Genomic DNA, 22324 nt, shown 5'->3' with positions numbered 1-22324 from the left:
TTATTCTGATTTAAACCAGCCCGAATACATTACATAGTTATCCGGCAACTGATTTAATAAAGCCTTTTGCTCCTGAGTAAGGGGCTTTATTTTTTTTGCGGGTGTACCCGCATATAAATACCCACTTTCGCAAACCGTATTCTCTAAAACTACTGACCCTGCAGCGATGATACAGTATTGTTCTATGACTGCATGATCCATTACAATAGCACCCATGCCAATGAGCACATTATCGTGAACATTGCAACCATGAACAATTGCATTATGACCTACAGATACACGGTTTCCAATATGAGTGCTTGCTTTTAAATAAGTTGCGTGAATCACTGCACCATCCTGAATGTTGGATTCATTGCCAATTGTAATTGCATTTACATCGCCCCTGATTACCGCATTGAACCAAACCGAGCACTTATCACCTATCACTACATCGCCTACAATTGTTGCATTCTCTGCTATAAAATTATCTGAACCAAACGTAGGAAATTTATCTTTTACAGGTAGGATTAATGGCATGGTGGCTTAATGGTTAAATTGAAAAACTATTTAAATTGACATATTATTAAACTGAGTATTAAAAAACGGTATCTATCAGTTCATTTGCATGTTTAGGATAATCCGTGGTATAATGTAATCCCCTACTCTCTTTGCGTTGCATGGCGGATTTGATTACCAGGTAGGCTGTTTGAATCACATTCCTCAGCTCACACAGTTTTACAGATACCTTATTCCTTTTGTAAAATTCTTCCGTTTCCTGATGAATTAGAAACAACCTCCTATGTGCCCGTTCCAATCTGAAATCAGAGCGAACAATACCTACATAATCGCCCATTATTTTCTGCAGCTCCCTTAGATTATGTGTTACCAAAACATCTTCGTTACTTTGTGTTACACCTTTTGAATCCCATTCAGGAATATGATCTGGTATTATATTATTCGTAAAGTTCTCAATAGCATCCTGATAAATACGGTGAGCAAAAACTGTAGCTTCCAGTAAAGAATTTGAAGCCAGCCTGTTAGCACCATGTAAACCAGTTGATGAACATTCTCCACAAGCATAAAGATTTTTAATTGACGATCTGCCATACTCATCAACCAGGATTCCACCGCACATGTAATGAGACGCAGGTGTGACCGGGATATAGTCTTTGGTCATATCAATACCTATAGAAAGGCACTTCGCATAGATGTTTGGAAAATGTTTTAATATATCAGCCTTATTCCGCATGGTAATATCAAGGTACACAAAATCATCGCCAGACTTTTTCATTTCATTATCCACAGCGCGGGCAACGATATCACGTGGAGCAAGCGATTTACGTTCATCATATTCGTGCATAAACTCCTCGCCATTCTTACGCCTTAAAACACCACCGAAACCTCTCACAGCTTCCGATATTAAGAATGAAGGATACTCACCAGGATGATATAAAGCGGTAGGATGAAACTGAATAAACTCCATATTCCTGACTTTCCCTTTGGCACGATATACCATTGCCATTCCGTCACCTGTTGCAATTATGGGGTTTGTGGTAGCAGAATACACGTGACCTGCACCACCAGAAGCCATCACAGTCACATTTGCCACAATCTTTTCCACATCGTTAAGCTCTGTGTTAAAGGCATATATACCATAACAGTTAATATCTTCGGTACGTTTATCCACAAACTCACCCAGGTGATGCTGTGTAATTAACTCCAGTGCAAAGTAATGTGTTAATATCTCTATGTTGGAATTCTCGTGAATCTCTTTTAGTAAAACCCTTTCAATCTCGTATCCGGTGATATCTTTATAATGTAATACACGATGTTCAGAGTGACCTCCTTCTTTGGCCAGATCATAAAATCCAGAGTTGTCTTTATCGAAGTTAATACCATAGTCAATGATCTCCTGAATACGCTGAGGTCCCTCTTTTACAACGATTTCCACAATTTTTTCGTCGCATAATCCATCGCCGGCAATGAGGGTATCCTGTATATGTTTTTCGAAAGAATCATCTTTATCAACAACAACAGCAACGCCGCCCTGGGCATATTTTGTGTTGGATTCATCTTCGTTTGACTTGGTAACAATTAACACCTTACCATATTTTGCGGCTTTAAGTGCAAAACTCAAACCTGCTATACCTGAACCAATTACCAGAAAATCAACTTTTCTCATTTAAAAAACATTTACTTTATCAACGATGTTGATAAATATAGAACAACTGTTGGCATCATGTAGAAATTATGCTAACAAATAAATTTGAATGTTTAAAGCTACTGTAAAAAGACAATTTGCCACAATCTTTTAAGCAATTTTTGAGCAACTTTGTACAAGTAATTAACTTTTCACACACTTATAAACAATTAACATTACCTTATTGATAAAATTTGAGTCACTTATAGATAGTGCTGAAAATCAATCCTATCATATTAGAAAAATGTAATCGAAATGTTAGTAAACCATTAACAACTTAATTGAAAGAATATTTTTTTGAAACTTCTTAACAATACTAACACACTAATAAACAAACAAAGATTTATTTAAATAAAATACTTATTAATTATTGAGACGTGGAAAGCTTTATCTTTGAGCCTCGTCAAAAATTCAAAAAAGGAAAGCCGGATAATGAACATAGATGTATTAGAAGAAATCAATAAAAAAGGTTTTATAGAAGAAGACATTGATCCAACATTGGATCTGTTTGCTGAAATTGAGAAACTAAAGAAAGAAAAAAATGCCATTATATTAGCACATTACTATCAAGAACCTGATATACAGGATATTGCTGATTATATTGGTGACAGTTTGGGTTTATCTCAGGAAGCAGCTAAAACGGATGCTGAAGTAATTGTGTTTGCAGGTGTGCATTTCATGGCAGAAACGGCAAAGATTTTATCGCCCAACAAAAAGGTGCTGCTGCCAGATGTTAAGGCCGGCTGTTCACTGGCCGACAGCTGTCCTCCGCACCTGTTCAAAAAATTCAAGGAAAAATATCCCGATCACCTGGTGATCACCTATGTAAACTGTACAGCCGAACTGAAAGCTTTAAGCGATATTGTATGTACTTCTACAAATGCGGTTCAGATTGTAGAAAGTTTGCCTAAAGATCAGAAAATAATTTTCGGGCCAGATCGGAATCTTGGCGCTTATGTGGCAAAAAAAACGGGTAGAGATCTGGTATTGTGGAATGGAGCTTGCATGGTTCACGAAATTTTTTCGAAGGAAAAAATCACCCGCTTAAAGGAACGTCATCCGAATGCTAAATTTATTGCGCACCCTGAATGTGAGGAGGCTATTCTTCAAATGGCCGATTACATTGGCTCTACAACAGGATTGTTGAAATATGCTATCTCAAATCCAGCAACTGAATTCATCGTAGCTACCGAAAGTGGAATTATACACCAGATGGAAAAGGCCTGCCCGGATAAAACATTTATTCCGGCACCGCCGAATAACAGCTGTGCCTGTAACGATTGCCCATATATGAAAAGAAATACTCTGGAAAAGTTATATTTATGCATTAAAAACGGCACCCCGGAAGTTACTGTTCCTGAACATATTATTGAGCAGGCAAGAAAACCTATTCAAAGAATGCTGGATATTTCGGCTGAATTGGGCTTATAGCAATTTGCCACGGAAGCACGGATCACACGGAATTAGTAGGCTTTGAAACTAAAGAACCGATAGAAAATGAACAACATTCTTAAAAATTACTCGGGCTTATTATGGCTTTTGGCGGGAATTACTGTTGGAAGCGTAGTGGGTTTAATTTTTGGAAAGCGCGTAGAATCTATAAAACCATTAGGTGATATATTTTTGAACCTGTTGTTTACTGCAGTAATTCCATTGGTATTTTTTGCGGTTTCATCGGCCATTGCCAACATAGACCGCACCAAAAAGCTGGGAAAATTGCTGACCACTATGGTACTGGTTTTTTTAGGGACTATTTTGATTTCGGCAATTTTGACTTTAGTTGCAACCCGGCTCTTCCCTATCCACCAGGCTTTGGGTAATAACCAACTTGCTGCTGAGCCCGAAAAAATACAGTCTTTTGGTGAGCAAATGACTCAGTTTTTAACGGTTGGTGAGTTTTTCGAAATCGGGAGCAGAAAGAATATGCTGGCGCTGATTATTTTTTCTGTGCTGGTTGGTTTTTCAACTTTGTACTCGGGCAAGGAAGGCGATGGTTTCAAGAACTTTTTAGTGTCTGGAAATGAGGTAATGAAAAAACTGATTATCCTGATCATGAAATTGGGACCAATTGGATTAGGCGCCTACTTTGCCTACCAGGTAGGTGTTTTCGGACCACAACTTTTTGGTACCTATGCAAAGGCATTGGGACTGTATTATGGTGTGGGCACCTTTTATTTTACTGTATTTTTTACGCTGTACGCATTTATTGCGGGCGGTTTTAAAGCCATAAAAGTATTCTGGAAAAATAATATAGTACCGTCTTTAACTTCTATCGGAACCTGTAGCAGTATTGCCACCATTCCTGCCAATCTGGAGGGTACTTTGAAAATGGGTGTTCCGGCTTATATTACCAATGTGACCATCCCACTGGGATCGACCTTACATAAAGATGGGTCGAGTATCAGCTCTATCGTAAAAATAGCGGTTGTATTTGCTATTTTTGGAAAAGATTTAGCCCATGTTGATACTATTGTTTTAGCCCTTGGGATAACGGTTTTGGTAAGTATTGTAGAGGGTGGAATACCCAACGGAGGCTATATCGGCGAGTTGCTGATGATATCGGCTTACCAATTGCCGCCCGAAGCTTTACCGCCTGCCATGATTATCGGTACATTGGTTGATCCGATGGCAACTTTACTCAATGCCACAGGTGATAATGTTGCCGCGATGTTGATTGCCAGGTTTACCGAGGGTAAAAACTGGATGGAAACTGAACTTAATTAATTACAAAAATCAAGGGGAAGTGCCCCGAAAAGGAATATGTTTGAAAATAAAGAGCGTACAGATATCAATGAGTTGGGTGAGTTTGGTTTAATCAAACACCTGACGACCAATTTTAAGATTAAGAATGAACAGTCGGTAAAAGGCATAGGCGACGATGCTGCAGTACTGGATGGTAAGGGAAAAAAAACCCTTGTGTCTACCGACCTTCTTTTGGAAGGCATTCATTTTGACTTGGCTTATGTTCCGCTGATGCATCTTGGTTATAAGGCCGTACAGGTAAATTTGAGTGATATTTATGCCATGAACGGAAAGGCGAGTCAGATTACTTTTTCGCTAGGTTTATCCAGCAAGTTTCCTTTGGAGGCTGTTGAAGAAATTTATAAGGGTGTTGAGCTGGCCTGCAATAAGTATAATATTGATTTAATTGGTGGAGATACGTCATCGAGTAAACAGGGGCTGGTAATCAGCGTGACGAGTATAGGTTATGCAGATGAAGGTAAAATTGCCTATAGAAATGGGGCACAAGAAAATGACCTGCTCTGCGTTTCGGGAGATTTGGGTGGTGCTTATGTTGGCCTCCAGATTCTGGAAAGAGAAAAACTAATTTATCTGGAGAATCCGCAGATTCAACCTGACCTTGAAGGCAAAGACTATATTATCGAGCGACAGCTGAAGCCGGAGGCCAGGATGGATATTGTTGCGCTTTTGGAGGAAATGGATATTAAACCTACTTCAATGATTGATGTTTCGGATGGTCTTGCCTCAGAAATACTGCATATTGCAGAACAGTCGGACAAGGGAGTTACCATTTATGAGGAGAAAATACCATTGGATCCGATGACTTACGAAACTGCGCGTGAGCTTGGATTGGACCCAACAGTTTGTGCATTAAGCGGCGGTGAAGATTATGAATTGCTGTTTACCATTAGCCAGGATGATTACAAGAAGTTAAAACATGATGTAGATATCACGGTAATCGGTCACATTACAGATAAAAACTCCGGATGTAAAATGGTATCAAAATCTAACAATGTACATGAGTTGAAAGCACAGGGATGGAACGCTTTTAATAAATAAAAAACAGAATCAGGTAAAGCGCCTCAACCCTTTCTATTTAGAAAGCGTTGAGGCGCTTTTGTTTTAGGGGCATGTTCATTTGAAAATGTATTACAGTAAAATCGAGATGCTATTCTGGTAAAAAAAATCGCGTTTAGGGGCTTTAAATAAAAATTACTATATTACCTGATTTTTTGCGCCATTTTGGATAAAAAAAATCGGGGTGGCTTCGCCACCTTTTGCATAGTTTCAAATGGTTAAAAGAACTAAAACTCATCTGACAGATATTTTGTATCGATGTGTTTGGTGGTTTTTGCGCCAAGTTTTTTTATTTTTTCGGATGTGTTTACCAGATTGCCCGATCCTTCGGATAACTTGTTCAGCGCTTTTTCATAGGCATCATGACCATTTTTAATGTGTTTACCAATATTTTCCATATCGTTGATAAAGCCTACGAACTTATCGTACATGCTTCCACTAAGTCTGGCAATTTCCAATACATTTCTATTTTGCCTTTCCTGTTTCCACATGCTGGCTATGGTGCGGAGTGTGGCCAACAAGGTAGAAGGACTCACAATTACCACCCGCCTATCCCATGCGAAATTAAAGAGTTCTGCATCTTTTTGTACCGCAATGCTAAATGAGGATTCTATCGGCACAAACAATAAAACAAAATCGGGGGAATTGATTTTGTACAGGTCCTGATAATTTTTTGAGGACAGTTCCTGGATGTGATTCTTTATTGAAGCCAAATGCTGCTTTACGTAGCCCTCACGCTCTTCATCCGTATCGGCCGATACAGAGCGCTCATAAGCCACCAAGCTCACCTTAGCGTCTACTATCAGGTGTTTGTCGTCTGGCAGGTCGATAACCACGTCGGGTTGGAAGCGTCCACCCTCGGCCGATAAATGGGAGGCCTGAATACGGTATTCCTGATCGCGTACCAAACCCGAGCGTTCCAAAACCTTTTCCAAGATTACCTCGCCCCAGTTTCCCTGCTTTTTACTATCGCCTTTTAATGCTTTTGTTAAATTGTTGGCATCTTCCTGAATCATCTTACTCTGAATCTGAAGTTCGGAAATCACACCTTTCAAAATATTTCTTTCGTCTGATTCCGCTTTGTAAACTTTCTCTACCTTATCTTCAAAGGCTTTAATGTTTTCTTTTAGCGGATTTAAGATCATATCCAGGTTGGTTCTGTTTTGCTCAACAAACTTTGTCGATTTTTCTTCTAGAATTTTATTTGCAATCAGCTCAAAATCCTTGTTCAGTTTTGCCTGCGACTGTTCGTAGCTTAACTTTTGCTCTGCGAGTTTTTCTTTCTCTGCCATGTAAAATGACCTGGTGCTTTCAAGTTCTCTATTTGCATCGGCAAGGCGATCGCGTTCGGCCTGTAATTCTTCAATTAAACGCTGTTGTTCCTCTTTGAGTAGTAGGGTGATGTGATCTTTTTCGGCTGTGAGGTTGGAAACCCTTTCTTCAGTTTTAGCGAGACTGATTTTTAAAAGTCCGTTTTCAGATTTAAGTTTATCCAAATCTTCAACGGATATTAAGGGTATCTCCGTTTTTGATTTTTTAAAAAAAAGAAGTACTAAAACCAGTAGTATAACAATGAGGAGAACAAGGGCATAAATTTCCATAATGATAAAATTTTTAGTAAAAGTCGGTATTAAAAATAGCTTTGGCAAAATGTTTTGTGGCAATTTTTATTTGCCACAGATAGGCAGATTATTTTATCATTTGCTTATTTGTTGGGATGTTAAGGCTAATTTTTTTATCATTGGTTTTAAAATCATTTAAATGAATTACTTAACAGTTTTGATTTCCTGTGCCGACCAGGTTGGTTTGGTAACTAATATTACGCGGATTTTAGCGGCTCATCAATTAAATATTATTGCCATGCGTGAATTTGTAGATGAGGAAAACAGGGCTTTTTTTACCAGGATTGCCTGCACAGGAACACAACCTGAGATGGATTTGCTGGAAGGAGAGTTATTAAAGAACCTACCTGACAAGGCAACGGTAAGCTTAGTTACAGATAAGCAAAAGCAAATTGCAGTTTTGGTAACTAAAGAATATCATTGTCTGGCTGAAATACTGATCAGAAACCAGTTTAAAACCCTTGGAGCAAATGTGCAATGCGTAGTTGGCAACTATGATGGTTTAAGAGACTTTGCCGAAAGGCTGGGAATCCCTTATTTTTATGTGGATCACAATGAAAAGGATAAAGCATCATTTGAAGCAGAAGTTAAGCAGATTATCAATCAGTTTGAAGTTGACTATGTGGTATTAGCCAAGTTTATGCGTATTCTATCGCCTGATTTTGTAAAGGATTATGCAGGTAAAATAATCAATATTCACCACTCGTTTCTACCTGCTTTTATAGGGGCAAATCCGTACCGCCAGGCTTTTGAACGTGGTGTTAAAATTATAGGTGCTACCGCACACTTTGTAACCAATAACCTCGATGAGGGACCGATTATTACACAACATACCACGCACGTAGACCATAATTTTGGAGTGAAGGAAATGGTACGTGCGGGAAAAGAAATAGAGAAGAAGGTTTTGCTGGATGCGCTTGAACTGGTTTTTGAAGACAGGGTTTTTGTGAGCGGGAATAAAACGGTTGTTTTTAGATAGAAATTACACGTTGAAACCATTTTTGCCAATCGTGTGACTGATGGGATAATTGTAATGTTCAATTTTATCTACACAGGAAGTGGTCAATTTTGCACGATCTTCGCGAAAATTTCGTGACTTCCAAAGTTTGCGTAATCTATCCTTGAGTTGCCAAATTTTTTGCGCAGTTCAACAGCGTGTTCCATTTGCTCTGTGTGATTTTGGAAAGCCCATCGGCACCAGCTTATTTTCCTGTTCAGTGAGTTCAGAAATAGTTCCAAAACCTGCGAATCCAGTATTTTGGCATTGGGCTCGCGGGGAGAAATCGTCGTTAGCGTGCAACTATCTTTACTAGAAGATACTTTTCTTTCAGATTTATTGCGGTAGTTAGACTAACAATTTCACTTCCGGCAACGATCATATCTTAACTAAAAAAAACGCTTTTTCGCTGTGTGACAGTTGATTTGACTTGTTTAAGAATGCAAATTTATTGATGTGAAATAATATGGGAACGCTTTTTGATATAACCGAATCTGAAAAACATACATCAGAAAATGGGAGTTTATTTAATATTAATCGTCCCCGTACTATTGTTGAGCATGTTTGTGCAATGGCGATTCAGGAACAAATTTTCTAAATATGCCGAGATGCAGATCAGCTCTGGTTTATCGGGCAGGGAGGTAGCAGAAAGGATGCTACGCGATAATGGGATATACGATGTGAAAGTGATGAGTACCGAAGGACAACTGACCGATCATTACAATCCATCAGATAAGACTGTAAATTTAAGCACAGATGTTTATTACAGCAGAAGTGTTGCAGCAGCAGCAGTAGCCGCTCACGAATGTGGGCATGCTGTTCAGCATGCCAAGTCCTATTCATGGCTAAATTTAAGAAGCACTATGGTACCTGTAGTTAGTATTTCATCGAATTTGCTGCAATGGGTGCTGCTTATTGGGGTATTGTTAATTGGTTTTACCGGAAATCCTATTGTACTGGCAATTGGTGTTTTGGGATTGGCACTGGTGACAATTTTTAGTATTGTTACTTTACCTGTAGAGTTTGATGCGAGTAACCGCGCCTTACTTTGGCTAAAAAATAACCATAGTGTAATGCAAACTGCCGAGGAAAATAAACAGGCAAAAGATGCCTTGTGGTGGGCTGCAATGACTTACGTAGTAGCGGCAGTAGGTGCACTTGCCAATTTGCTTTACTATGCGTCGATGCTTTTTGGAAGAAGCAGAGATTAAAAATATACCTATCTATGATAAGCAAAAAGCGGTTCAGAAGTTTCTGACCGCTTTTGTTTTTTTAAAGATCGCTATATCTCACATCCATTTTCATCGCAAATGGCATCATTGCTCTTGTTTAAGGACATTAATTCTGTTTTAGGCTGTGTAGCTTTCCATTCATTAAAGCTTTGTGTAAGCGCATCTGTAAAGGCTTGCACAGGTTGAGCACCCGAAACACCGTATTTTCTATCCATAACGAAATAAGGAACACCTCTGATACCGAGATTCTGGCTTTCATAAATGTCATAACGAACTGCTTCGGCGAACTCATCACTTTTTAAAACCTCTATGGCTTCTGATCGATCTAAGCCCATTTCTACTGCAATATCAACCAGTACAGCTTCGTCTGCAATATTTTTGCTTTGTACAAAATGGGCTTCGAAAAGCTTTTCTTCGGCAGCATCCTGTAAATTATGTTTAGCCGCTAAATGAATCAGGCGGTGTGCATTAAATGAATTTGCGGGGATGTTGGTGTCGAAATCAATTTTTAAGCCGGCGTTAGCAGCCATATCCACAACCTGCTTGGTCATTTGTTTAGCCTGCTCAACTGGCATACTTTTGCTTCTCGACAGATAATCGTAAACAGTTTCATTATTAGTATTATGGTATTCCGGATTAAGCTGATAACTTTTCCAGTTTACCTCAATTTCATTTTTAAATGGCAGTTTTTCAATCGCCTGTTCAAAATGACGTTTTCCGATATAGCAAAACGGACACATGATATCCGACCAGATTTCTACTTTCATAGGGTAAAGGTAGTTTGTACACAGATTTATAGGGTAAAAATAAAATAAAAAGAGTTTTATTTATACAGCTGATTAAATATCAGTTTAAAGGTGCCGTGTGTTTGTGCCCTGAAAGCTATTTCGGGTCCGAAGGCTAGTAACTTTCCTTTTCCTACACGGGCTTCAAATGCGGTTACGCCATCTTGTAGGTAAGCCTGTCCCCATGCCCATCCGCTTCTTAAGGGTGTTGCTGAACCAAACCACATCAGGGGTTTGACCTTGCCCGAAGCAATAGCATCGCCTGTTAACCTGAATACCGGGCTGTTGTCAAAATACACACCAGCTTCTTTCTCCATCCCCCATGCGGCAGGAAGTTTGGTATCCACTTCAACATTGAGTACGCTACCCGGGACATAGAATTTTTCGGATGGTAATTTTTTCTCCTCACCTTTTATTATCTCTACCATAGCATTACGCACAGGAAGGTTTAAATGATATGCCAGATTGGTACTGCTGCCTATGGTTACTATGTTTCCTCCATCTTCTAAAAATTTCTTTAGCTGAGGAATAGATTTATCTGCGGTAATCCTTCCCAAGCGGTTTCTGTATTCGGCAGGGATATCTTCCGCTTTAGGTCCGAAGGTACGACCTGAGCCCCCTGTTGACTGAAGTGCAGGTACCGCTCCGCCCACAAGGATAATCACATCAAATTTGGATTTAAGGTTTCCTGCATCAATATCCTGCGGATAAATAATCGTGGCATTGTAATGATATTGCTCCATCATCCAGCGTACCCAGCCCGACGCCATTGATCCGCCGTAGGTATCCCAAAGGGCAATTCTACCCGCCGAAATTTTTATTTTATTTTTAGGGGCTGTTGCCGTTTTCAATTTCACATTTGCTTTTTCAAGAATTGATTTTCCCGCAGATGAAACATAAAAATTGCCATTATCCGCAGAGCGGTAAACTTCTATCTTGTTTTCAAGCAAGTCGTTAACTGCTGTATACGAGTCGTTCTGTGCAGCGCTTAATACATAGGTACTCCCCGAAGTTAATTTGTTTTCGGGATTTAAAAGTTTGCCGTAAGGGTTTCTCTCAAAAGGGCCTGAAAAATCATCGAGAATGCGGTCGAACTTTACGTCCATTAAATAAGCCAGTGTCCATCCGGCAGCATCGTAAGGAGGTATTGGAGCTCCGCCTTCATACTTAAAATCGTTGGGATGGTCCTGCGGCTCAAACATATCGAGTACATGAGGACGGAAAGCCTGATCGGTTTTAACAATGTAACTTCCTGTGGGGTAGTTTTTGCCATTAACCGAAAAAGGTGCGGTAGCTTTCTGAACTACAATCCCTGTTCTGATCAATGCATTTAAAAATTTAATTGCGGAATTGAAATCAGGCTGATCCGCAGAAAGAATGTATCCGCGGGGATCTCTGTTTTCGGGAGCTTTCATCACGGTATCAAAAGCCTTGATGCTGATTTGCCTTCTGGGTCCGAAATCGGCATCTCCACCTGGAATTGCTACTCCTCTATCCTGTTTAGCTGCATTGTTAATGGCTTCTATTTTCTTAGGCGAGAAAGACCAGTTATCTTTTTTCCCTCTATCGATAGAGTTTCTACCCATCTGGTAGATATTAAACAAAAGCTCGTCGTGGTAGCGTTGTGCATAGTTCAGTACTGCATAGTTTAAGGAAACAGAGTAGTCGATAGAGTTTTTAAAATACCACTTTCGGGGAGTAATGGGATTCGGAGAATCGCCGTTAGGTAATAGCCGTGATGGAACAAGCGGAATTTCTGAAGGCGTAGGGCTACCGATAATTTCGGTAAGCAAACCGATCATATTGTGGAAGTAGGTAGTGGTACGCAAACCACCATTGTACCAGGTAGAATATACCGATCCGCCACGTTGGGTATAACCTGGTTTGTTTTCTACATTCATGCGGTTGTGCATAGCTGCTCCAACTGCATCTAAACTGGTTAACAATGTAGCATCAAACACATAGTTAAAAGGGTCGCGGTATGGGGGCCCTGCAACCACAGTGCCTGCAGGGCCAGTCTGGTGGTGGTTATACATAATCTGTGGTAACCATTCTACAAAAAGCTGTTTGCCTATGTTCTGCGTTTCTTTCAGGTTGAGCATGAAAAAGTCACGGTTGTTATCATGCCCTGCATATTTTTCATATAGTACCGGTAAAGCTGAGGTTGTTCTTTTCTTCTCATCTTTTTCTCTCATATACCAGTTGCTCACCAATTCCTGCCCGTCGGGATTCGCGTGAGTAAAGAGAATGATTACGTTATCGAGGATTTTTAACGTTTCGGGATCACTTTTGGAAGCAAATTCATAAGCGGTTTGGATCAGCTGATGTGCACCTACTACCTCAGTCGCATGTAAGCCGCCATCTATCCAAACTACTGCCTTACCTTCCTCTGCTAATGCCTTTGCCTGTTCTGCAGTCATTTCTGCGTGGGCAAGCTGTTGCGAAATTTCTTTATACCGATCTAGTTTCTTTATGTTTTCGGGTGAAGAAACTATAAGCATATATTGGGCTCTACCCTCTTCGGTTTTGCCGATATCAACCAGTTTTACCCGATCGGATGATGCAGCAAGCTTTTTAAAATAGGCTTGGGTTTGGGTATAATTGGCAAGTTGATAGTTATCGCCAATATCAAAACCGAAATGAGACTTTGGGGATGGAACTTGTTGCGCATAGACGTTACAGGTACCTGCCAATAACAAAGCAAGGCAGAGATTTTTGCAGTATTTTTTGATCATAAAGAAAAAGTTGGTTGGATAAACCAAATATATAGAGAATGTTACCCAAAAATGGCTTGCCGTAAATTTGTTACATGGAGATTAATGGTTTCATTTTCGCATACGATACCTTATCTGGAGATAACTAGAGAATACCATATCATCACCATCTACTTCACTTGTTTTAGTTGTACATCATCAATCAGGCAGCTGGCAAGGGCTAATCCATCGGCATAGAAGCCAATTTCGAGTTTACCGTTCCCGATAGAAATATTTGGCAGCCTAAAAGTTTTCCACTCACCACGGCTGTCTGAAAGTTCCTGCTTAAATATTTTTCCATCAACTTCAGCAAACATATAGAGCTGGTTAAAACTGCCACTCACTTTTGCTTTGAGCTGTAACTGGTATGTTCCGTTCGGTAAAGATTTAAGATTGTCTGATGTGATTTTCTGGCTGATCTTCCTCGAAAAATTAATGCTATCGGTAATATTCAGGCTTTTTTCACCTGTTGCCTTTTCACGGTCAGCTGTAGAATTGAAGTAGTTTAAAACTGGAGATTCAGTGTTGGCAGTACTGATTTTATTTCCTGAAAGAATAGTAGTTTCCCAACCGGTAAGTTGCTCCTGAGCGGGCTTCACACGGCTTGGAATGTGGTTTCTGTCTGCCTCAAAACTTCCGTTGAGTACATAGTCATTGTCTATACCAATATTCCATTCGCCGGTTTTTTCATTCAGGTTCCATGAGCTTAGTGAATTGAAATGCGGCTTGGTTCCAGAAAACGACAAAGGCATCCATTGATTATAGCCCAAACCATTGCCTGCAAAATCAGCCCAACGGTCGCCACAATATATGATGGTTTCCTGCTGAGATCCCTTGACCAAAACAAAGAAACCTGTTTGGGTGATGTGGGCGAAATCTTTTTCGCACCCTTCCATAACCTCCATACTGTTCACGGGTTTATAAGGTCCACGTATATGATCTGCCACCAGATAATAAGCATAAGATGAATCCCACCCATAAATATTTGAGGCACACATGTAAAACTTCCCCTTGTATTTAAACATGCAGTTACCTTCTCTGCTTTCGCCCTTAAATACTTCAGTACAATCGATAATGGATATTTTGCCGTTTTTAATTCCTATTTCCGAAACGTAAATTTTATTTCTACCCCGTCCGTAAGAATAAATGAGGTAGGATTTTCCTGTATCCTCGTCTGTGAAAACTGTTTGATCGCCTGTATTCGATGTTCCAATTACAGGCGTCATATCTATTTCCTGATGGTAGGTGAAATTTGCTGTTGGCGAATCAGAAACAGCAACCAATACCTTTTTTCCATATTGAACAAACATGGCATACTGATTTAGCTTTTTGAGATATGCCACCCCAAGCCTCCCCACCCATGTTTTGCCCCCGTATTGACTAAGGTATTTGCTGGTGAGTACGTCTTTTTCCTGTGTCCAGTTGACCAGATCGGTAGAAGAATAACAGCTAACCGATTGAAAGGTGGCTTGCTGCTGGGTTATGGCAGGGTTTGAACGGTACAAATCTGCCTCGGCATAGTGAACACCGTACCAGTAATATTTCTTTGTTTTAGAGGCAGGGTCGGTAAATTTAAAGATCCCGCCACCCTGGCTGTAGATAGGCTGATGGTCTGCGGTATTCCAGAAGTTGTCATTTTTAATGTTGAAAAATTGTGCCCGCAGGGATGATGACAGCAAAGTGACTACGGCTATAGTTAAACCAACTATTTTTATTTTAAAATTTAAAATCATTGCTTACCCGGTTAGAAGTGGTTAACGAGTAATAAATGTGCAGATTTATCAGCATGTAGTTGTTATGTACTGTGCTGAATTTTAATAAAAAATCAGATAAAGATAGGCATATACAACGGGAGCGGCCAGTAGCAGACCGTCAAAACGATCTAGTAGTCCGCCATGACCAGGAAGCAGGCCACCGCTATCTTTAGTATCTAAACTGCGCTTCAGCATAGATTCAACTAGATCTCCCAGGGTTCCGAAGTTTGAAATTAAAATGGCCATTCCTAACCAAACCCATGCAGGGCTTTCTGTAAACCAGAAAGACAAGCCAACTGCTACCAATGCGCTAACGAATATTCCTCCAAAAAAACCTTCCCAACTTTTTTTGGGCGAATGTCGTTCGAATAATTTTCGCTTACCATATTTTACCCCGAACAGATAAGCGCCGGTGTCATTTGCCCATAACATTAATAAGAAGGCCAAAGGATAATGAAAGTTATATTCATTCCAGCTTTTTAGAAAGCCTAAAGCGTGAAAAAAACAGAAGGGGATGGTAACGTAAACAAAGCCAACAAATGTGTAAGAGATATTGGCGAAGGGAATTTTGTTCTTTTTATAAAGCTCAGTGATAAATACTGAAAAGATGAGCGGGATACATAAAAGCAGATATTTTACGTCATATTGCAAATAATGCAAACCGGCAGCCATGAAAAAAATAAGGGCACCCGCGATTAGGCCGATGTTCCGGTGCGGGCGTATCCCTGAATTTTTGATGAGTTTGTAAAATTCTAACAGCGATAGTATACTTAACAAAAGATAGAATATACTAAAAGTATAGCTACCTAAAAAAATCGATGCCAGCATCACAATGGTGAAGAAAAAGGCGGTTATAGCTCTTGTTTTCATAACGGGAATAATCTTGAAAAAGTGACGTGGAATGGCTTGGTATTATTCGATTTCGTTTTGAACAATGTACTCAATCGCTTTATCGAAATCGACCTTATTTACCAAAACATTAATCTCACCAATATTGTAAGCAGAGAGTTGTTTATTTATGGTCACCGCAGGAATACCGGCTTCGGTTAATCCTTGTTTTAATACCTCAGCTGCGAATGCATTGCTTGTGGTATATACTTTAATCCAATTTTCGCTCACGTTTTGCGCTGTCTTTAAAAAATTTAAACAAAGCTATGGTTATTATCGCACTAATTAAATAGCCATACCAGGGAAAACCTATAGGTTCATCAGCTTTATCAAGCGGCATATTGTGTTTCTGCATATAAAATGCAGCACAAACGGCATAGGCATTGTTTAAGAAGTGCGCAACAATAGCATACCAGAGATTTCCACTGAAATAATATAAGTAGCCAAAACCCGCTCCTAGTAGCATTCGAGGAACAAATCCGTAAAATTGAACATGTATTGCACTAAAGATAATTGCAGTTAGCCAAATCGCAACATGTGGGCTTTTAAAAGCTTTACTTAATGATCTTTGAATACCTCCTCTAAACATCAATTCTTCTCCTATCGCCGGTAAAACCGCAATCATGATGAGGTTGACCACAAAATCCAGGTTACTCCTGACGGTAATGAGCTGGATGGTTACTTTCATCGCAGCGTCTTCTTTTTCTCTCATCCATTTCTCTACACCCTTCAAAAACTCTGGTAAAATCATTTTTTGATTGGACGTAGCTACCCATTCCATAAAAGGCATGCTCGCAACCATGGTACAAACTACTATAGTAAGTAATAGCAGTTGAGGTTTGCCAAAACTGTAAAAATGATTTGGTTTTTTACGTTCAGTATAGGCAAGGGCTATTGGTGGAAGAATAAATGTTCCGATTGAGCTTAGAATCTGAATGATTTTAAAGCCAGTGATATATCCTGGATCGCCCGAAAGGAGCAAGTCGAGATTGCTGATGAAGCCGGTTCCATAGATGACCAAAACAATTAATATGGCAATGAGGCTGAAGATTACCGCACCTGCAACTGCGTAAGCCAAAAGTAAAAGTAATTGTAAGAAAGGATTGATTTCCTCATCATTAGGTGTTACAAAATTCATTATTTGTACCTTTGTATGTTTTATAAAAAGTTGAAGATAGATAAATGTCTGTAAAGATAGGAAATATAGATTTAGGCGAGTTCCCTTTATTGCTTGCGCCAATGGAAGATGTAAGTGATCCACCCTTCCGGTATGTTTGTAAGCAAAACGGCGCAGATTTGATGTATACAGAGTTTATTTCATCGGAAGGATTGATCCGGGATGCGGCAAAGAGTATACAAAAACTGGACATATTTGAATATGAGCGGCCAATAGGCATTCAAATTTTTGGGGGCGACATTGAGCATATGCGTGAAGCATCTGAGATTGCTTCTGCAGCAGGACCAGACCTGGTAGATATTAACTATGGATGCCCGGTTAAGAATGTGGTGTGTAAAGGCGCGGGATCGAGTTTACTTCGTGATATAGATAAAATGGTGAAGATGACCGAAGCAGTTGTGAAAGCATCGCACCTTCCAGTTACTGTGAAAACGCGATTAGGTTGGGATGATGATAGCAAAAACGTGTATGAGGTTGCCGAAAGGCTTCAGGATGTAGGTATTCAGGCGTTGACTATACATGGCCGTACCAGGGCGCAGTTATATAAAGGAGAGGCTGATTGGACATTAATAAAAGAAATTAAGCGTAACCCGCGAATTAAGATTCCAATTTTTGGAAACGGCGACATTGATAGTCCTGAAAAGGCTGCAAACTGGCGTATGGAATATGAAATTGATGGCATTATGATAGGCAGAGCTGCTATCGGCTATCCCTGGATATTCCGTGAGGTAAAGCACTTCTTTGAAACGGGCAAGCGTTTAGCCGGCCCAACAATAGAAGAGCGGATTCAGGTTTGTCGTACCCATCTTGATAAATCGCTGGAATGGAAAGGCCCTAAAACCGGGATTTTTGAAATGCGGCGTCATTATGCCAATTATTTTAAAGGCTTGCCAGACTTCAAGCCTTACCGGATGCGACTTGTTGCCGAACCTGATGTGAATAATATTTACAGCATATTAGAAGAAGTGGCAGAAAAGTTTGCCAGTTATGATGCTACAGCGGTAATGGCTTGATTTTTGAAAAGTTTTTACTACATTAGTACACAATCATGGTAACAGCTATTACAGATGGAGTCAAGGTTTCTGTAGAAACTATTTATCAGCCGGAATATTCTAATCCGGCGAATGAGCATTATATGTTTGCTTATCGAGTTGAAATATCTAATTTATCTGATTTTGCCGTTCAGTTGATGCGAAGACAATGGTTCATTTTTGATTCGAACAGCAGTCATCGTGAAGTTGAAGGCGAAGGCGTAGTTGGCGTTCAACCTGTGATAGAGCCAGGAGAAACTCATGTCTACGTATCAGGATGCAATTTAAAGACAGATATGGGCAGTATGCAAGGTACTTACCTAATGAAACAGCTAATGGATGAAACAGAGTTTGATGTTGATATACCAGATTTTCAGCTTATTGCACCCTATAGATTGAATTAGTAGCCCTTAAGCGGTGTTAGCAGATATTCCAATCCATTAACTTTGATTTCGAACATAGTTGCCATCAGTTCTCCCAGCTTACCTTTTGGAAAACCTTTATCTTTATACCACAGTAAATAGCTTTCAGGGATATTGCAGATTAGGTAGCCTTTGTATTTACCATATGGCATCTGCATCTTCACTAAATCTATTAATAAGGTTGGGTCCATCAGAAATTAATCTAAATATTTTTTGATTGAAATTGGCCCTTCAGCATGATTTTTTGGGGAAAGGGGCGCTATTTTTTATAGTTAATTTTTCTGCTAATCAATAAGGTTCAAAGTTTCAATTGCTTCATCAACAGTACTGATATTATCGAATGCTATTCTTAAGGTGTTTTTAACTTCTTTCAGGTTACACATTCGGGGGTGATTCTGTGCGAAGGTAAGGATTTTCGTAAATGTACTGGAATCAAAATAAGCGGATTGCTTATCGCTCAGAAAATACCCCCTTAAACTGTTTTTCTTAAAGCTGATTTTCTCGAAACCTAATTTTTTACCCAACCACTGTAAGCGAACAACGCTTAACATGGTTTTCACTTGTGGCGGTACCGGTCCGAACCGGTCTGATAAATGCTTTTCAAAAACTGCCAAATCTGTTTCATTATCGAGTTTTGAGAGTTCTGTATACAGATTGTAGCGTTCAGTGATATTGGTGATGTAGGCATCTGGAATATACAGCTCCAGGTCGGTATCCACCTGAGTGAATCCTACGTATGGCCGTGTGGGTTCATTTTCAAATAGGCCTTTAAATTCGGCTTCCTTTAGTTCCTGAATGGCTTCATCTAAAATTTTATGGTACATTTCAAAGCCTATTTCGGCAATAAACCCACTTTGCTCAGCACCGAGGAGGTTACCGCTTCCGCGGATATCAAGATCGCGCATTGCCACATTAAAACCACTTCCTAAATCTGAAAATTCCTCGATTGCGCTCAGGCGTTTTCGGGCCTCAGAAGTTAAGGTTGATAATGGGGGTGACAATAGATAACAGAATGCCTTTTTGTTACTTCTGCCAACCCGTCCACGCATCTGATGTAGGTCGCTTAACCCAAACATATGTGCATGGTTAATGATGATGGTGTTTGCATTGGGAATATCGAGACCAGCCTCGATAATTGTTGTGGCTACAAGCACGTCTTTTTCGCCATTAATGAAATCAAGCATTACGTCTTCAAGTGCATCTCCATCCAACTGCCCGTGGGCAATACCAATGCGGGCTTTGGGAACCAGTTTTTGTATGAGTCCGCCCAGTTGTGGTAAGTCGTTTACGCGATTGTGGATGAAGAAAACCTGTCCTCCCCGATCCAGTTCAAACTGAACGGCTTCCTGAATCAATTTGTCATTAAAAACGTGTAATTCGGTACTAACTGGCTGACGATTGGGCGGTGGAGTGCTGATGATAGATAAATCTCGTGCGCCCATTAAAGAGAAGTGTAATGTTCTCGGTATGGGTGTGGCCGTTAAAGTTAACGTGTCAACATTTACGCGCAAGGCTTTTAGTTTCTCTTTAGCTGTTACACCAAACTTCTGCTCCTCGTCGATAATCATGATACCCAGATCTTTAAATTTCACGTCTTTGCTTAACAAACGGTGAGTTCCGATTAAAACATCAACTTTTCCAGCTGCGGCTTCAGCCAGGGTATCTTTAATCTGTTTACTGGTTTTAAAACGATTGATATAATCAACAGTTACGGGGAAATCTTTTAGGCGCGATGAGAAAGTTTTAAAGTGTTGTAAGGCAAGAATTGTGGTTGGAACAAGAATTGCAGCCTGTTTACCTTCGGCTACAGCTTTAAATGCTGCGCGTACTGCAATTTCAGTTTTACCAAATCCCACATCACCACAAACCAAACGATCCATCGGATGTGGTGATTCCATATCCTTTTTAACATCCTGCGTGGCTTTTAACTGATCTGGAGTATCTTCATAAATAAAGGATGCTTCCAATTCTGTTTGTAAATAGCCATCGGGAGAAAAAGCTGTACCTGCCTGGGTTTTGCGTAATGCATATAGCTTTATCAGATCCCGGGCAATGTCTTTAACTTTTTTTTTTGTTGTTTTTTTTAATTTATCCCAGGCATCGGTACCTAGTTTATTCATTTTAGGTACTCCGCTATCCTTTCCACTATATTTTGCGATGCGGTTCAATGAGTTGATATTGACATACAACAGATCATTATCTGCATAAATTAACCGGATCATTTCCTGAGTTTTTCCATTTACTTCTACCTTTTCCAGGCCTGCATATTTACCTATCCCATGATCGATGTGTGTAACATAATCTCCCGATTTTAGCTCCCGAAGATCTTTCAGGGTTATGGCCTGACTTTTCTGATAACCTTTCTTTAGCTTGTATTTGTAATATCGGTCGAATATCTGGTGATCGGTGTAAAATGCAGTCTGAATTTGAGGATCGATAAAGCCCTCTCTAAGCATGCTATTAATCGGCGTAAACTTAGCCGTTTTATCAATGTCCTCCAGAATGGCATATAAGCGCTCAATCTGCTTTGGCGAGTCGGTAAAAATGAAATTAACTATTCCCTCTTTCTCATTTTCTTTTAGGTTATGAATAAGGAGGTTAAAGTCTTTATTAAAGGATGGTTGTGGTTTTGTTTCGAATTCGAAGCGCTCATCGGTTTTATAGAAAAACTGTTTTCCAAACTCTACAAGGGGAAAGTCATGTAAATGATCGCCCAATAGCTTTTCATCAGTGAAAGCAAACTTTGGATCGATCCAGTCTGGATTTTGACTCTTATCTGTTGCAGATAAGGCCTTCCAAAGCTCAACAGCTTTTTTGTATCCAGATTTAACAATGTCTAAAGTGAATTCGACGTCTTTAAACCAGAGTTGAGTATCCGGATCGATATAATCAAGGATACTGATATTACTTTCTGTTAAAAACTTAGCCTGAACATTTGGTACAATAGTTAGTGATTTAACATCGGCAACAGAAAGCTGGCTCTCTATTTCGAAACTACGGATGCTTTCTACTTCGTCACCGAAGAACTCAATCCTGTATGGTAAATCGGAGGAGAAGGAAAAAATATCGACAATACCCCCGCGGATAGAAAATTGTCCGGGCTCATAAACGAAATCTCTTCTATCAAAATCGTAGTCGATTAAAAATTCATTTATAAAATCAATTCCTAATTTCGCGCCCAGACTTATTTCTAACGTATTTTTTTCCAATGCTGAGCGGTCGATAACCTTTTCGGCAATGGCCTCGGGATAAGAAACGACGATTTTTCCATATTCAGAATCGTGGTTAAGTTCATTTAAAACTTCTGCACGTGCAAGAACGTTCGCTGTATCAACCTGTGTAAAATCAAAAGACTTTCGATATGATGATGGAAAAAGAAGTACCTGCTTGTCTAAAACACTTTCTAAATCTGACTGAAAATATGCGGCCTCTTCCCGATCAGGAAGTACAAACAACATAGGTTTATGGAGCAAAAAATACGAGGAAAGGGCAACAATTGCATCGGCAGAGCCGACCAATCCCTTTAATTGTATCTTCGGGTTTTTAGAGGCATTCAACGCTTTGGTAAACTGTGTTACCCTATCGTTGCTTTTGTATCGGTTTAATAAATCACGAATGTTCAAGGCACAAAAATAAGCTTATCTTTAATATTAACCCGCAATTTT

Annotated in this window: 18 protein-coding genes; 7 read left to right on the top strand and 11 right to left on the bottom strand. The window is 39.7% G+C overall.

The window, feature by feature from the left end; all coding sequences use genetic code 11:
• A complete protein-coding gene (locus tag R2Q80_RS08380; protein WP_316799162.1) occupies positions 1-516 on the bottom strand; it encodes a gamma carbonic anhydrase family protein in 516 nt (171 codons plus the stop codon).
• Between the two features lie 58 nt (positions 517-574).
• Positions 575-2161: an L-aspartate oxidase gene (nadB, locus tag R2Q80_RS08375; RefSeq protein WP_316799161.1), complete on the bottom strand. Its 1587-nt coding sequence runs from the start codon at positions 2159-2161 to the stop codon at positions 575-577.
• Between the two features lie 450 nt (positions 2162-2611).
• On the opposite strand from nadB, the gene nadA reads away from it, so the two are divergent.
• The 3 genes from nadA (at position 2612) to thiL (ending at position 5980) form a co-directional block, all read left to right on the top strand.
• Positions 2612-3610 carry a quinolinate synthase NadA gene (gene nadA, locus R2Q80_RS08370; protein ID WP_316799160.1) on the top strand — a complete coding sequence of 333 codons (999 nt, stop codon included), beginning with the start codon at positions 2612-2614 and terminating at the stop codon, positions 3608-3610.
• Between the two features lie 66 nt (positions 3611-3676).
• Complete coding sequence (locus R2Q80_RS08365; RefSeq protein WP_316799159.1) at positions 3677-4903, top strand: dicarboxylate/amino acid:cation symporter; 1227 nt, start codon at positions 3677-3679, stop codon at positions 4901-4903.
• 36 nt (positions 4904-4939) lie between these two features.
• Positions 4940-5980, top strand: coding sequence for a thiamine-phosphate kinase (gene thiL, locus R2Q80_RS08360; protein ID WP_316799158.1), 1041 nt, complete (start codon positions 4940-4942; stop codon positions 5978-5980).
• A gap of 245 nt (positions 5981-6225) precedes the next feature.
• Here thiL and rmuC read toward each other — a convergent pair whose 3' ends face one another.
• Entirely contained in the window at positions 6226-7599 is a 1374-nt protein-coding gene (gene rmuC / locus R2Q80_RS08355) for a DNA recombination protein RmuC (RefSeq protein ID WP_316799157.1), read from the bottom strand.
• Positions 7600-7759: 160 nt separating this feature from the next.
• On the opposite strand from rmuC, the gene purU reads away from it, so the two are divergent.
• Both purU and R2Q80_RS08345 read left to right on the top strand, forming a co-directional pair.
• Positions 7760-8599: a formyltetrahydrofolate deformylase gene (gene purU / locus R2Q80_RS08350; protein ID WP_316799156.1), complete on the top strand. Its 840-nt coding sequence runs from the start codon at positions 7760-7762 to the stop codon at positions 8597-8599.
• Between the two features lie 533 nt (positions 8600-9132).
• The gene (locus R2Q80_RS08345) at positions 9133-9828 is read left to right on the top strand and encodes a zinc metallopeptidase (RefSeq protein ID WP_316799155.1); all 696 of its coding nucleotides are present in this window, start codon (positions 9133-9135) and stop codon (positions 9826-9828) included.
• Positions 9829-9899: 71 nt separating this feature from the next.
• On the opposite strand, the gene R2Q80_RS08340 is transcribed toward R2Q80_RS08345, so the two are convergent.
• The 6 genes from R2Q80_RS08340 to R2Q80_RS08315 all read right to left on the bottom strand — a co-directional run bounded on the left by R2Q80_RS08340 (position 9900) and on the right by R2Q80_RS08315 (position 17167).
• Positions 9900-10616 carry a DsbA family oxidoreductase gene (locus R2Q80_RS08340; protein WP_316799154.1) on the bottom strand — a complete coding sequence of 239 codons (717 nt, stop codon included), beginning with the start codon at positions 10614-10616 and terminating at the stop codon, positions 9900-9902.
• A gap of 56 nt (positions 10617-10672) precedes the next feature.
• The gene (locus tag R2Q80_RS08335) at positions 10673-13369 is read right to left on the bottom strand and encodes a M14 family metallopeptidase (protein WP_316799153.1); all 2697 of its coding nucleotides are present in this window, start codon (positions 13367-13369) and stop codon (positions 10673-10675) included.
• A 149-nt stretch (positions 13370-13518) separates the two neighbouring features.
• Positions 13519-15120, bottom strand: coding sequence for a family 43 glycosylhydrolase (locus tag R2Q80_RS08330; RefSeq protein ID WP_316799152.1), 1602 nt, complete (start codon positions 15118-15120; stop codon positions 13519-13521).
• Between the two features lie 81 nt (positions 15121-15201).
• Positions 15202-16011, bottom strand: coding sequence for a phosphatidate cytidylyltransferase (locus R2Q80_RS08325; protein ID WP_316799151.1), 810 nt, complete (start codon positions 16009-16011; stop codon positions 15202-15204).
• Between the two features lie 42 nt (positions 16012-16053).
• On the bottom strand, positions 16054-16260 hold the full coding sequence (locus R2Q80_RS08320) for a putative signal transducing protein (protein ID WP_047799706.1): 207 nt from the start codon (positions 16258-16260) through the stop codon (positions 16054-16056).
• The gene (locus R2Q80_RS08315) at positions 16241-17167 is read right to left on the bottom strand and encodes a CPBP family intramembrane glutamic endopeptidase (protein WP_316799150.1); all 927 of its coding nucleotides are present in this window, start codon (positions 17165-17167) and stop codon (positions 16241-16243) included. The genes R2Q80_RS08320 and R2Q80_RS08315 overlap by 20 nt, the downstream gene beginning before the upstream one ends.
• Before the next feature lie 44 nt (positions 17168-17211).
• On the opposite strand from R2Q80_RS08315, the gene dusB reads away from it, so the two are divergent.
• Together dusB and apaG are read left to right on the top strand one after the other, a co-directional pair.
• Complete coding sequence (dusB, locus tag R2Q80_RS08310; protein ID WP_316799149.1) at positions 17212-18219, top strand: tRNA dihydrouridine synthase DusB; 1008 nt, start codon at positions 17212-17214, stop codon at positions 18217-18219.
• Between the two features lie 35 nt (positions 18220-18254).
• Positions 18255-18641: a Co2+/Mg2+ efflux protein ApaG gene (gene apaG, locus R2Q80_RS08305; RefSeq protein ID WP_316799148.1), complete on the top strand. Its 387-nt coding sequence runs from the start codon at positions 18255-18257 to the stop codon at positions 18639-18641.
• Here the strand turns inward: apaG and R2Q80_RS08300 are convergent.
• Both R2Q80_RS08300 and mfd read right to left on the bottom strand, forming a co-directional pair.
• Entirely contained in the window at positions 18638-18850 is a 213-nt protein-coding gene (locus R2Q80_RS08300) for a DUF3820 family protein (RefSeq protein WP_316799147.1), read from the bottom strand. The genes apaG and R2Q80_RS08300 overlap by 4 nt on opposite strands.
• A gap of 93 nt (positions 18851-18943) precedes the next feature.
• Positions 18944-22282: a transcription-repair coupling factor gene (gene mfd / locus R2Q80_RS08295; RefSeq protein ID WP_316799146.1), complete on the bottom strand. Its 3339-nt coding sequence runs from the start codon at positions 22280-22282 to the stop codon at positions 18944-18946.
• Between the last annotated feature and the right edge of the window lie 42 nt (positions 22283-22324).

Origin of the sequence: Pedobacter frigidisoli (genome assembly GCF_032678525.1) — a bacterium.
GTDB classification, from domain to species: domain Bacteria; phylum Bacteroidota; class Bacteroidia; order Sphingobacteriales; family Sphingobacteriaceae; genus Pedobacter; species Pedobacter frigidisoli_A.
Note: the sequence above shows the minus strand (reverse complement) of the source record. Positions and strands in the feature narration are given on the sequence as shown.